Consider the following 12,102-nt stretch of genomic DNA (forward strand, 5'->3'; position numbering starts at 1 on the left):
GCCGGCTCACCATGAACGTCATACCCTACGCCACGCAGTCGATCAACGAAGACGACATCGCCGCTGTTCAGGAGGTGTTGAGTTCCGGGTGGCTCACACAGGGGCCTGCAGGGCCTCGCTTCGAAGAAGCCTTCGCTCAGGCACATGGCGTGGCACACGCGGTGGCCGTGTGCAATGCCACTGCCGGTCTGCACATAGCCTGCCTCGCGCTGGGTGCAGGTCCGGGCAAGACGGTCTGGACCAGCCCCAACAGCTTTGTGGCGTCGGCCAACTGCGCGCTGTACTGCGGCGCCGACGTCGATTTCGTGGACATCGACCCGCTCACGCGCAACATGAGCGTCGCAGCACTTCAGGCCAAGCTGGAGCAAGCCGAGCGCCATGGCTCGCTGCCCACCGTGGTGATCCCGGTGCATTTTTCCGGCCTACCCTGCGACCTGTTGCCCATGCGCGCGCTGGCTGATCGCTACGGCTTCAAGCTGCTGGAAGACGCCTCGCACGGCGTGGGTGCCAGCTACGAGGGCCAGCCGATCGGCAGCCGCTACGCCGATGCCAGCGTGTTCAGCTTCCATCCGGTCAAGATCATCACCACCGGCGAGGGTGGCATGGTCACCACCCAAGACCCTGCGATCGCTCGTCGACTGCAGCTGCTGCGTTCGCATGGCATCACGCGTGAGACCAGCGAGATGCAGCAACCCGACACGGGCGCCTGGCACTACGAACAGCACAGCCTGGGCTTCAACTACCGCCTGACCGACATCCAGTCGGCCCTGGGGTATTCGCAGCTGCAGCGTCTGGACAGCTTCCAGGCCGCGCGCGAACGCCTGGCCGACCGCTACGACCAGCTGCTGGCCGGTCTGCCGCTGAAGCTGCCCGCACGAGCGCCGTCGGCCAGCGCGACCGCCCAGTCGTCCTGGCACCTGTATGTGGTGGAGGTGGTGCCCAGCCCCGGCGTGGCCGACCGCGCGACCGTGTTCGCCCGTCTGCGCGAGGCGGGCATCGGCGTCAACATGCACTACGAACCGATCCCGCTGCAACCCTATTACCGAGGTCTGGGCTTCCGTCCCGGCCAGTTCCCGGTAGCCGAGGCTTACGCCGCGCAGGCCTTGTCGATCCCGCTGTATCCGTCGCTGACCGATGAGCAGCAGGACTACGTGGTGGCGGCGTTGAAGAAAGCCCTGCAAGCATGACAATGCTGATCATCGTGCAGGCCCGCATGACCTCGACCCGCTTGCCGGGCAAGGTGCTGTTGCCGCTGGCCGGTAAGCCCATGTTGACGCAGCTGGTGGAGCGGCTGCGCCGGGTGCAGCGCGCCGATGCCATCGTCATCGCGACCACCACCAACACCACCGACGACGCCATCGCCGAGCTGTGCGCGAAACTGGGCGTGCCCTGCCACCGCGGCAGCGAACTCGACGTGCTCTCGCGCTACGCCGATGCGGCCGGCCTGCACAGGGCCGACGTGGTGGTGCGCATCACGTCCGACTGCCCGCTGATCGACCCGGCGCTGATCGACCAGGTGATCGCGGTTTACGAAGAAGGCGACAGCGACTGCGTCTCCAACATGCTGCCGCCCACTTGGCCTTACGGCATGGCGGTCGAGGTGTTCAGCGCCGCCGCGCTGCAGCAGGCGCACGCCGAAGCCAGGCAGCCCGCCGAGCGCGAACACGTCACGCCCTTCCTCTACGCGCACCCCGAGCGCTACCGGCTGCGCAACGTCACCAGCCCGGTGGATCTGAGCCACCACCGCTGGACGGTGGACACGGCGGAAGACTACGAACTGGTCCGTCGCCTGTTCGAAGCGCTGTATCCGGCACGGCCCCACTTCACGCAAAACGACATCCTCGCCGTGCTTGATGCCCATCCCGACTGGATCGCGATCAACCAGCACATCCGGCAGAAGCCGGCCACCGAATCACAAACCCCACAGGAGACCCACCCATGACGTTCAAGACCGAGCAGGAAGCCTTCTGGGCCGGCGACTTCGGCACCGAGTACATCCAGCGCAACCAGGGCGATGCCTTGCTGGCCTCCAACCTCGATTTTTTCGGCAAGGCCCTGCGCCAGGCGCGCGGCATCAAAAGCTGCATCGAATTCGGCGCCAACATCGGCATGAACCTCAGGGCGCTCAAGCTGCTGCATCCCGGCATCGACGCGCACGCCATCGAGATCAACGCCGAAGCGGCCCGGCAGCTCGGCGAGGTGATCCCCGCAGCGAACGTGCACCACAGCTCCATCCTGGACTTTGCGCCCTCACGCCAGTGGGATCTGACGCTCATCAAGGGCGTGCTCATCCACATCAACCCCGAGGTGCTGCCTCAGGTGTACGACAAGCTTGTGGCCAGCACCAGCCGCTACCTGATGGTGGCCGAGTACTACAACCCGGCGCCGGTGGCCATTCCCTACCGCGGCCACAGCGACCGACTGTTCAAGCGCGACTTCGCTGGCGAGATCATGGAACGCCATCCGCAGCTGCAGCTGGTGGACTACGGCTTCGCCTACCGCCGCGACCCCAACTTTCCGCAGGACGACATCACCTGGTTCCTGATGGAAAAGCGCTGATTCCTTTCCAAGAGAAGAGCATGCTGACCTACTGCAAACACTGCGTGATGCCGGACACGAAGCCGGACCTGCACCTGGACGAACACGGCGTGTGCAACGCCTGCCGCAGCTACGAGAAACGCACCGAGGTCGACTGGGACGCGCGTTACCAGGACCTGCTCAAGGTGCTGGACAAGTACCGGCGCCCGGACGGCAGCCACTGGGACTGCATCGTGCCGGTGAGCGGTGGCAAGGACAGCACCTACCAGGTGGTGCGCATGCTGCAGCTGGGCCTGAACCCGCTTTGCGTGACCTCGTCCACCTGCGATCTCTCGCCGCTGGGCCGCGCCAACATCGAGAACCTCAAACGCCTGGGCGTGGACCACATCGAGATATCCCCCAACCCGCTGGTGCGCGCCAAGCTCAACCGCGTGGGCCTCACCCAAGTGGGCGACATTTCGTGGCCCGAACACGTGGGCATCTTCACGATTCCCGTGCGCGCCGCCGTGCAGTTCAACGTGCCGCTGATCGTCTGGGGTGAGAACTCGCAGAACGAATACGGCGGCCCCGCCGCCGCGGCCGACAACAACGTGCTCAACCGCCGCTGGCTCGAAGAGTTCGGCGGCCTGCTCGGCATGCGCGTGTCCGATCTGATTGGTCAGGAAGGCATCGAAGCCAAGCACCTGATCCACTACACCTACCCGAGCGACGAAGAGCTGCAGCGGGTGGGCGTGACCGGTCTGTTTCTGGGCCATTACCTGCCCTGGGACGGCCTGTCCAACACGCTGATCGCGCAGGCCAACGGCTTCCACAGTTACCACAAGGTGGTCGAAGGCTCGATGGTCAACTACGAGAACCTGGACAACCACCAGACCGGCATCCACGACTACTTCAAGTTCCTGAAGTTCGGCTTCGGCCGCGCCACCGACCTGGCCTGCCTGCACATCCGCCGCGGCCGCCTCACGCGGCAAGACGGCCTGGAAGCCGTCAAGCGGCTGGACGGGCTGTTCCCCTGGGAGTACCTGGGCAAGTCGCTCAAAGACATCCTGCGGCCGCTGGAACTGACCGAAGACGAATTCATCCGCATCTGCGACAAGTTCACCAACAAGAAGATCTTCAAGCGCGACGTGAGCGGTGCACTGATGAAAGACCGCGACGGCAACCTCACGAAGATCAATGACGACAACATCTGAACCATGAAGGTCGGCGTCATAGACTACGGCGTGGGCAACCTGGGCTCGGTGCTGCGCGCAGTGGAAGCACTGCGCGTGACGCCGGTGCTGGTCAACCGCGCACAGGACATGCACGCCACCGACTGTCTGATCCTGCCCGGCGTCGGTCATTTCGCTGACTGCGTTCAACTGCTTCAGGGTGGTGGCTGGATGCAGGCGTTGCGCGACGAGGTGCTGGGCTACAACCGCCCGCTGCTCGGCGTGTGTCTGGGCATGCAGCTGCTGGCCGATGCCAGCATGGAAGGCGCGAGCGACTCGCAAGGTGTCCCTGGCCTGGGGCTGGTGCCCGGCCGCGTTGAGCACCTGCGCACGCTGGGATGCACCGCGCGCGTGCCGCATGTGGGCTGGAACGGGATCGCCCAGACACCCACCCGCGATCACCTGTTCAAAGGCATTCCCGACGGCACCGATTTCTACTTTGTGCACAGCTACGCCTTCGTACCCGCCGACGCACACGATGTACTGGCCACCACCGACTGCGGTATCCCGGTGACGGCCGCCGTCAGACGCGGCCACGTCTGGGGCACCCAGTTCCACCCCGAAAAAAGCTCCCGCGCCGGTTTTCAGCTGCTGCGCAACTTCATCGCGGGACCGGCATGCTGAAGGTGCGCGTCATCCCCACCCTGCTCTGGAAGCAGTTCGGCCTGGTCAAGGGCGTCGGCTTCGACAGCTGGCGCCGCGTCGGGCCGGTGCTGCCGGCGATCAAGGTCTACAACCAGCGCGAGGTGGACGAGCTGGTGCTGGTCGACATCGTCGCCCACCTGGGCGACGATGACCCGGATTTCGAATCCATCGACGAGTTTGGTCAGGACTGCTTTGTGCCGCTCACCGTGGGCGGCGGCATCACGCGGATGGAACAGGTGCAGCGCCTTCTGCGCGCGGGAGCCGACAAGGTCAGCCTCAACACCGTTACCTACAGCCACCCCGAGCTGGTGTCCGAGATCGCAAAACGCCACGGCGTGCAGTGCGTCGTGGCCAGCATCGACGTGCGCGCGCAGATCGGCGGTGGCTGGACCTGCTTCAGCCACGCCGGTCAGCAAGCCACCCGCCGCGAGGTGGCGGCCTGGGCGCGAGAACTCGAAGACCGCGGTGCCGGCGAGATCCTCATCACCTCCATCGAGCGCGACGGCACCATGCAGGGCTACGACCTCGCGCTGATCGAGACCGTGGTGCGGGCCGTCAACATCCCGGTGATCGCCTCTGGTGGCGCGGGTGCCTACCAGCACCTGGTGGAGGCCGTGACAAAAGCCGGCGCATCGGCGGTAGCCGCCGCCAGCATGTTCCATTTCACCGAACAAACCCCGGCTGGCGCCAAGGCTGCGCTGGCCGCTGCAGGAATCCCAATGAGAGACTCCTTCAGGGAATCTGCCTCTACATGAAAGCTGTGTTCCGAACCCACGCCGCGCTGGAGATTGGCACAGGACACGTCATGCGCTGTTTGACGATGGCAGAAATCGCGACCGCGCCCGGCCCAAAGGCACCAACCCCGACCTCGACCACCGCCACTGGCTAGGCGCCACACAAGAGCAGGACTCCAAGGCCTGCGCGACCAAACAGGCACCTATCAAATGAGAGAAAAAATGATGTCGAACATTCCATCTATTTCCATCGCAGGGCGTCGTATCGCAGCCGACGAGCCGCCCTACATCATCGCCGAACTTTCAGCCAATCACAACGGCAAGCTCGACACGGCGATGAAAATCATCGAACAAGCCAAAAAGGCCGGTGCCGATGCGGTCAAGCTCCAGACCTACACCGCCGACACCATCACCCTGAACAGCGATGCCGAGGAGTTCCAGATCCACGGCGGCCTGTGGAACGGCAAGACGCTCTACCAGCTCTACCAAGAAGCGCACATGCCCTGGGGGTGGCACAAGCCGCTGTTCGAGCACGCCAGTAAGCTCGGAATCACTATCTTCAGCTCGCCCTTCGACAACACTGCGGTCGACCTGCTGGAAGATCTCAATGCCCCAGCCTACAAGATCGCATCGTTCGAGGCGGTCGACCTGCCGCTGATCAAGTACGTTGCCAGCACCGGCAAGCCGATGATCATCTCCACCGGCATGGCGGACGCAGAGGAGATCCAGGAAGCCATCGATGCTGCGCAGGAAGGCGGCTGCAAGGAACTCGCCATCCTGCACTGCGTGAGCGGCTACCCCGCCCCGGCGGAGGACTACAACCTGCGAACCGTCCCAGACATGATCAAGCGCTTTGGCCTGGTCACCGGGCTGTCCGACCACACCCTGGACAACACCACCGCCATCACCAGCGTGGCCCTAGGTGCTTCGATCATAGAAAAGCACTTCACTCTTGACCGCAACGGCGGCGGGCCGGATGACAGCTTCAGCTTAGAACCTATCGAAATGGCTCAATTGTGTGCCGGAGCCAAAACTGCTTGGCTGGCTTTGGGGAGAGTGGACTATGGACGCAAGTCAAGTGAGCAAGGAAATATGAAATTCCGCCGCTCGCTTTACATCGTTAAAGACATGAAAGCCGGTGATGTGATAACAGCAGACAGCGTGCGCAGCGTTAGACCTGGTTTTGGGCTACCGCCCAAATACTTGGACATGGTCATCGGACGCTGCGCTTCACGCGACGCAATCGCAGGCACGCCACTGACATGGGAATTCGTTGGCTAGTCGGAGCACATCTTTGGAGTCGTTAATGCGCCTGCGCGACACCATAAAGGCGCAGCCAGGTCTGAGCTCTTTAGTGCTGCACGGTCTTGGCCTCGTCATCAGGCTAGGTTTCATGTTAGCCATACTGCGCTGGAGTGGATCGACGCTACTAGGCGTGTTCGGTCTCCTAGTGGCCATAGAGATGGTGATTGTTTATCTTTGTGGTTTGGAGTTTCATACCTTCACAACACGGCGCTACGCCCGTCGCCCTTGTCGTACGATGCTGCGGCTGTGCGCTGCGAGCCACTTTCAGTTACTGACGGTGTGCGCGCCCCTGGCGGTTTTGGTGGCAGTTACGGTTGCCTTAGTGTTGCGGTTGCACCTCTCCGCCACAGAGCTCGTGCTACTGGGAACGATCGTCGCGACCGGCATGCTCTCCAATGAGGTCGGCCGTTTCATGGTACTGACAAATAGGCCGCTTCATTCAGTAACAATGACCTTCATCAGGACAGCAGGCTGGCAGCCGCTGTTACTTACCTATCTTGGCACAAACGAAGAGCTGACTGCGCTCTTAGCTCTTTGGGCATTGGCGTCATTGCTCAGTGTGAGCTGGGCACTATGGATCATGCGTGAAGCGCTCGGCTCGGCGGTGCGCCCACGATTTAGATATCTGGTACGCGGTCTTGCGCTGTCGCGCACGTACTATCTCATCGCTAGTGCATCAGTACTACAAAGCAACTTGGATCGATTCGTACTTCAAATGATGCTGGGACCGACTGCGGTGGGAATATTCACTTTTTTCCAAACTCTAGCCAACACACTCCCCGCGCTTGTTCAGTCGGCAGTGCTCAACGTGTGGCTGCCTCAGCTCCTGGGCGCTTTCGGTCGACAAACGCCCAATCGCATGGAGCTTTTATCAAGGGTAGGTCGTCGGAGTTGGGCCATCGGTATCGGGCTATCGGCCGCTATAGGGCTTACTGCTTTGCCACTAGTCTGGCTAACGTCGCATCCTGAATATCTTGGATGGCTATGGATACTGCCCTTGCTCTTGGCTGCGCAGATATTGATAGTAGGGTCACAGCCACTACATCTCGCCATTTACGCCGCACACAAAGATATATCGCTAATGTGGCTCGCCCTGGGCAGCCTTGCTTGTGGAATAGTTATTAGTGTAACGCTGGTGTCCAATCTCGGCCTTGTCGGCGCGGCAATAGCCTCGCCATGTTCGGCATTGCTGCTGTGGATAGGGCGTCGCTGGTTGTTTAAGTTCCTTTCAGCCAATAATCAAATTTAATAATTAAACTAAATAAAAGAGAATCATGATAAACAAATTCCTACGATCATTAAGGCGGATTAATCTACTAATCGAACCAACGCTCCGACATTACATTGTTCTGATACGAATTTGGTACTTTGTGCGTCTACGCGGTCAGCTCCACACGCTTGAAAGCCAAAATGCCGTCAAGGCAAATGTGATGCATAATCTCAAATCCCTGTATGGTGCAAACAACAGGACAAATCTCTTGATATATCCACTAGCCATCATTGAAACTCTAAATGTAAATTCTCAAATCCTCGTAATCGGCCCACGGAACGAGAATGACTTATTCGCTCTGAAGGGACTGGGCTTCAAGCTAAAAAACATTGTCGGACTGGATCTAATCAGCTACTCTAAGCATATAAAACTTGGGGATATGCACCAGATTCCATTCCCTAACGAAAGCTTCGACGCAATTATCTGCGGTTGGACACTCAGCTACAGTACCGACCCATTTCTCGCGGCCAGCGAGATGATTCGCGTAACTCGCCCTGGCGGAATCGTGGGTATAGGAGTTGAGTACTCAACGATGGGTCCAGACGATGAGAAAAAACTTTTAGGTTATCAGATTCAAGAATTTGAAAAAATTGGCGCCCGCGTAAATTCGACGGCACAGATACTGGCACTTTTTAAGGACAAGGTCGATCACGTTTACTTTAATCATGATGCACCACGAGGCGTGTCTCATAGCTCATCAGGCCTCGTAGAAAATGTCTCGAATGTAGCAGTAGTATTCAGCATTAAGGAGAGATCATGATGTCAGGCTTATCATCTATTGAAACGCTAAGGACTCGTCGCAGCGGAGTCCAGCCGTCCATCTCTATTCGCGTATGGCACAGAATTCAGGAGCGAATTCGCAATCCAGCATTGCGAAGTATGCTGTCCCGCATAATCGCAACTGTAAGGCCCAGCACGACAACGCAAACCGGCGTCGAAGATGCTGAACTAATGCGTTTGGGCTTATTCCGAATGCCAGGATTTATCGACCCTTCGCAGGCTGCTCAGCTTAGAGAAATTCTTTCAACGTTTCCTTGCCGTGATCCATGGAAACCCCATGTCGGTACGTTCAGGTTTGATGATGCACCTGCAGGAACACACGTTGCAGATATTCCTGCGGCACCAACGCTTCGGGTACTTCACGAACTGGCACTAGATCAGCGTTTGCTGCGCATGGCCGCTGCTTACTTCGGATGCCGACCCTATCTTGACAGTGTTCAGGCTTGGTGGTCATTGCCAGGAAACAAAGACCCAGAGGAAGCGGAAAACTATCATCGCGACAACGATTCCATCCGCTTTCTTAAATTTTTCCTCTACTTGACAGATGTAGATGACATGCATGGGCCTCATTGCTTCGTGACTGAATCACATACAGTCTCGAGTCTTCTTGATCGCCGTAGATTCACAGACAGCGAGGTTCAGGCATGTTTTGGCAATGAGCGTCTGCTAAAGATAACTGGTTGCGCCGGTGATGCGTTCATGGAAGACACGTTCGGAATGCACAAGGGCCAACTGCCGTACAGCGGAAGGCGCCTACTGGTCCAGTTCAGGTATTCGATTATGCCAACAGTCTTCAGATCTCCTTTGACTGTTGAAGAGGTTACTTCTTACAACCCAACTGAAGTTACTTCGCTTCTATATGAGCGACCCTAATCCAAACTCAACAAAAAGTCGAAATGTTGTAATGATAGGAAATGATGTGTCCAGCTCCTGTAGTAAACCAGTGATTCTTTGCCTAGTAAATGCTGCTGCTTATAGCCGGACGTATTTCCAACAATTAGAGCCGCTTTTGAAGGGGCTCGGGTATGAGGTGGCATATGCATTGGACTCACACCTATCCGACGTCATGTATTCCGATGGACTTCCGCTCGCAAATGCGGCGTACTTTACCGACTACTGCCGCAGCCGCATGCCCCTACCCGATGACTACACTGATGATTGCCAACCTGGTTGGTCTTTGTTGTTTTCAGATTTTGACCGCTTCTTGACAATGAATATCCGTCCAGCGCTCAAAGCGGATGGGCCCCTACGTTATGAGCACATTCCGAAACTACTTCGCGAGTTTTTCGACGATGCATTCGATCGCTGGAAACCAGTTGCCGTCTTGTACGAGCAGGCCAGCAACAGCTTTGCCCTCTCAGCACACGCTCGGGCTAAGAAAGAAGGTATCCCATTTTGCAGCATTGCTCCAGCCCGTATCCCGGGTCGTATCGAGGTAAGCTCAACAGGTGGGATCGAGGACTACAAAACTCTAGCAGAGCATTGTAAAAAGGCCCGAGATAGGCAGATAGACCAATCTTCTTGGCGAATAGCAGCAGAATACATTGCACAGGTTGATACAGCGGTTCCCGACTACATGAAGGCTGGGCAAGCCGGTGAGATGCTTTCACGGATCGGCCTGTTGGGACGGTACGCCAACATCAGCAAGTTAAAGCATCTTGGCCGTGCATGGCAATATCGACGCAAATACCCTGAGGATATTGCATTGGCATATCAACACGGAGACCCCTTCAAACTTTCATGGGCCTATTTCATGAGAGCGTTGCGACGGCGCATCCGTTTCACCTTTGTCCGAGAATTTTACAAATTGAAGCCGCGCCATGGACGCTTTATTCTTTATCCACTGCACTTCCATCCGGAAGCCTCCACCTCCGTATTGGCCCCTGACTTCATCGATGAAATGCACGTTATAAAATCGATAGCATTCCGTTTGCCATCTAGTGTTCGCTTGGTAGTTAAAGAGCATCCGTCTGCCGTTGCAATGCAGCCACGGGAGTTTTACCGGCAGTTGTCCGAACTTCCGAACGTAGATTTACTGGCTTCGCACGTTTCAGCTAAGCGCCTCGCACGCGAAAGCGTGGGTGTCGTCTGCGTGACCAGCACGCTTGGCTTTGAGGCGGCAGCGATGGGCAAGCCTGTGATTGCTTTGGGAGATGTGCTTTACGGATATTTTCCGAATGTTCGCATGGTGCAAACCTGTGCCGGTATAGGAGCAGCACTTGAGTGGGCCCTGAACTGTCCTGACTGTCCTCCGCAGGAAGTGCTCGAAGCTATGGCTGCGTATGCTGAGTTCACGGCTGCTGGCGCGTTCGACTTCAAGGCTTCTCTCGGCGATACGGTCGCACTGCAAAGCGTAGCCCGTCTTTTAAACGATCGTATCGCTGTCGGTAAGTGCAGAGTAAGTGCGGATTAAGCACGACGGCAACATGAGCAGACACCGTTTCGCCATCGTTGTGTTTATGGTGGCCATTGCGTTAGCTCAAAGTCTTATTGAACCGGCGTACCTGGGATATCTGGTCGCATTCGCACTGCTTTCGCTGCATAAGGTCCTCAATCCAAGCAACCTGCAATACCGAATACGACCTCCCTCAATGTGGTGGCTACCGTTCTGCATATGGCTCGTTTTCATGGGGATCATCACCTATCTCAACGAGGCACAATTGCGAGACGTGCTGCGTGACTTAGGAGCAATCGCAGCTTTCTTCGTCGGCCGTTTTGTTTTTTTGGGACATGGTGATCCGGTCAAGCAAAATCTTAAGGCGCTGTCTGAAGTTGGTCTCTTGATTGTTGTAGCTACACTTGTGGCTGCATCCCTAGCATACATTGCTGGTGCTAGTGCATATCAATGGCGCGGAGAGTTCATTCCGCCCTCACATTCTTGGCTTCCGTATCTGATGGTAGTTAACTATGTGCTGGCACAAACTGAAAAATCTCACGCAGCCGTTTATGTTCGGCGTTTTGCCTTTTGCGTCGTTGGCACACTTGCTTCGCTGTCACGCACCGATCTCATTCTGGTCGCATTGTTTCTGTTCGTTCTATTGGTCCGTCATTTGCCACAGTTATTGGCCAACCGCTTAGTGCGCCGCCGCATCCTATACGGCCTTTGCATAGTAGTATTATTGCTACCGCTGTTTATTTCGCTAGATGTCGTACAGAATCGAATAGCTTCCGGCGTTGGAGCAGACGATTCATCGGTGGGGTGGCGTCTCATGGAGAACGCATCCTTCTTGGATATGATGCTAGGGGCAGGTCCCGTTGAGTGGCTAGCAGGCTTTGGCTTCGGTGCACGCGTTCCTCTGCCATCTGGCGTACTCGATTTTAATGACAACACCTCCATCCCTCACCTTCACAACAGTTTTCTTACTATTATTGTGAAGTTCGGCTTGGTAGGAATTGTCATGCTTTTAATCTACCTTGCGCGCCACTGGTCTCTCTCTCATAGATCGATCGGCCGGGAATTGGAAATTCTGCATGCAGCTGGACGGTGGATCGTGCTATTCGTCCTCCTTAAGGCGGTCACATTGCAAGGACTTACAGAATGGAGTCACGTACTTTTTCTCGGACTCGGATGCGCTTTCATGGTTCGCGTCGAACGCAACCACAAGTAGCAACGCGCGCT

12 protein-coding genes are annotated in these 12,102 nt (G+C 57.5%); all 12 read left to right on the forward strand.

Annotated elements, in window-relative coordinates; all coding sequences use genetic code 11:
* The first annotated feature begins 11 nt into the window (after positions 1-11).
* The 12 genes from pseC to QUV25_RS00955 all read left to right on the forward strand — a co-directional run bounded on the left by pseC (position 12) and on the right by QUV25_RS00955 (position 12,091).
* Positions 12-1,187 (forward strand): UDP-4-amino-4,6-dideoxy-N-acetyl-beta-L-altrosamine transaminase, encoded by a 1,176-nt coding sequence (gene pseC, locus QUV25_RS00900; RefSeq protein ID WP_300860657.1) that lies wholly within the window; start codon positions 12-14, stop codon positions 1,185-1,187.
* Complete coding sequence (locus tag QUV25_RS00905) at positions 1,184-1,942, forward strand: glycosyltransferase family protein (protein WP_300860658.1); 759 nt, start codon at positions 1,184-1,186, stop codon at positions 1,940-1,942. The genes pseC and QUV25_RS00905 overlap by 4 nt, the downstream gene beginning before the upstream one ends.
* Positions 1,939-2,559 (forward strand): pseudaminic acid biosynthesis-associated methylase, encoded by a 621-nt coding sequence (locus tag QUV25_RS00910; RefSeq protein WP_300860659.1) that lies wholly within the window; start codon positions 1,939-1,941, stop codon positions 2,557-2,559. The genes QUV25_RS00905 and QUV25_RS00910 overlap by 4 nt, the downstream gene beginning before the upstream one ends.
* A gap of 20 nt (positions 2,560-2,579) precedes the next feature.
* Positions 2,580-3,731, forward strand: coding sequence for an N-acetyl sugar amidotransferase (locus QUV25_RS00915; protein WP_300860660.1), 1,152 nt, complete (start codon positions 2,580-2,582; stop codon positions 3,729-3,731).
* A gap of 3 nt (positions 3,732-3,734) precedes the next feature.
* Positions 3,735-4,373: an imidazole glycerol phosphate synthase subunit HisH gene (gene hisH / locus QUV25_RS00920; protein WP_300860661.1), complete on the forward strand. Its 639-nt coding sequence runs from the start codon at positions 3,735-3,737 to the stop codon at positions 4,371-4,373.
* Positions 4,367-5,149 carry an imidazole glycerol phosphate synthase subunit HisF gene (locus tag QUV25_RS00925; RefSeq protein ID WP_300860662.1) on the forward strand — a complete coding sequence of 261 codons (783 nt, stop codon included), beginning with the start codon at positions 4,367-4,369 and terminating at the stop codon, positions 5,147-5,149. Before hisH ends, QUV25_RS00925 begins: the two co-directional genes overlap by 7 nt.
* 201 nt (positions 5,150-5,350) lie before the next feature.
* A complete protein-coding gene (gene pseI, locus QUV25_RS00930) occupies positions 5,351-6,409 on the forward strand; it encodes a pseudaminic acid synthase (protein ID WP_300860663.1) in 1,059 nt (352 codons plus the stop codon).
* Positions 6,410-6,434: 25 nt separating this feature from the next.
* Positions 6,435-7,682 (forward strand): hypothetical protein, encoded by a 1,248-nt coding sequence (locus QUV25_RS00935; protein WP_300860664.1) that lies wholly within the window; start codon positions 6,435-6,437, stop codon positions 7,680-7,682.
* A 181-nt stretch (positions 7,683-7,863) separates the two neighbouring features.
* On the forward strand, positions 7,864-8,463 hold the full coding sequence (locus QUV25_RS00940) for a methyltransferase domain-containing protein (RefSeq protein ID WP_300860665.1): 600 nt from the start codon (positions 7,864-7,866) through the stop codon (positions 8,461-8,463).
* Positions 8,460-9,356: a hypothetical protein gene (locus QUV25_RS00945; protein WP_300860666.1), complete on the forward strand. Its 897-nt coding sequence runs from the start codon at positions 8,460-8,462 to the stop codon at positions 9,354-9,356. The genes QUV25_RS00940 and QUV25_RS00945 overlap by 4 nt, the downstream gene beginning before the upstream one ends.
* Positions 9,343-10,896, forward strand: a complete 1,554-nt coding sequence (locus tag QUV25_RS00950; protein ID WP_300860667.1) for a hypothetical protein — start codon at positions 9,343-9,345, stop codon at positions 10,894-10,896. Before QUV25_RS00945 ends, QUV25_RS00950 begins: the two co-directional genes overlap by 14 nt.
* A gap of 13 nt (positions 10,897-10,909) precedes the next feature.
* Positions 10,910-12,091 carry an O-antigen ligase family protein gene (locus QUV25_RS00955; RefSeq protein ID WP_300860668.1) on the forward strand — a complete coding sequence of 394 codons (1,182 nt, stop codon included), beginning with the start codon at positions 10,910-10,912 and terminating at the stop codon, positions 12,089-12,091.
* Positions 12,092-12,102 lie beyond the last annotated feature (11 nt).

Source organism: Hydrogenophaga sp. (assembly GCF_030373245.1).
In the GTDB taxonomy this organism is placed as follows: domain Bacteria; phylum Pseudomonadota; class Gammaproteobacteria; order Burkholderiales; family Burkholderiaceae_C; genus Hydrogenophaga.

What these genes read in the sequence shown, in the direction of transcription:
- QUV25_RS00945 (WP_300860666.1), top strand. Translation starts at nt 8,460, where the DNA reads ATGATGTCAGGCTTATCATCTATTGAAACGCTAAGGACTCGTCGCAGC.
- QUV25_RS00940 (WP_300860665.1), top strand. Translation starts at nt 7,864, where the DNA reads ATGCATAATCTCAAATCCCTGTATGGTGCAAACAACAGGACAAATCTC.
- QUV25_RS00905 (WP_300860658.1), top strand. Translation starts at nt 1,184, where the DNA reads ATGACAATGCTGATCATCGTGCAGGCCCGCATGACCTCGACCCGCTTG.
- QUV25_RS00910 (WP_300860659.1), top strand. Translation starts at nt 1,939, where the DNA reads ATGACGTTCAAGACCGAGCAGGAAGCCTTCTGGGCCGGCGACTTCGGC.
- hisH (WP_300860661.1), top strand. Translation starts at nt 3,735, where the DNA reads ATGAAGGTCGGCGTCATAGACTACGGCGTGGGCAACCTGGGCTCGGTG.
- pseI (WP_300860663.1), top strand. Translation starts at nt 5,351, where the DNA reads ATGATGTCGAACATTCCATCTATTTCCATCGCAGGGCGTCGTATCGCA.
- QUV25_RS00935 (WP_300860664.1), top strand. Translation starts at nt 6,435, where the DNA reads ATGCGCCTGCGCGACACCATAAAGGCGCAGCCAGGTCTGAGCTCTTTA.
- QUV25_RS00955 (WP_300860668.1), top strand. Translation starts at nt 10,910, where the DNA reads ATGAGCAGACACCGTTTCGCCATCGTTGTGTTTATGGTGGCCATTGCG.
- QUV25_RS00950 (WP_300860667.1), top strand. Translation starts at nt 9,343, where the DNA reads ATGAGCGACCCTAATCCAAACTCAACAAAAAGTCGAAATGTTGTAATG.
- QUV25_RS00915 (WP_300860660.1), top strand. Translation starts at nt 2,580, where the DNA reads ATGCTGACCTACTGCAAACACTGCGTGATGCCGGACACGAAGCCGGAC.
- pseC (WP_300860657.1), top strand. Translation starts at nt 12, where the DNA reads ATGAACGTCATACCCTACGCCACGCAGTCGATCAACGAAGACGACATC.
- QUV25_RS00925 (WP_300860662.1), top strand. Translation starts at nt 4,367, where the DNA reads ATGCTGAAGGTGCGCGTCATCCCCACCCTGCTCTGGAAGCAGTTCGGC.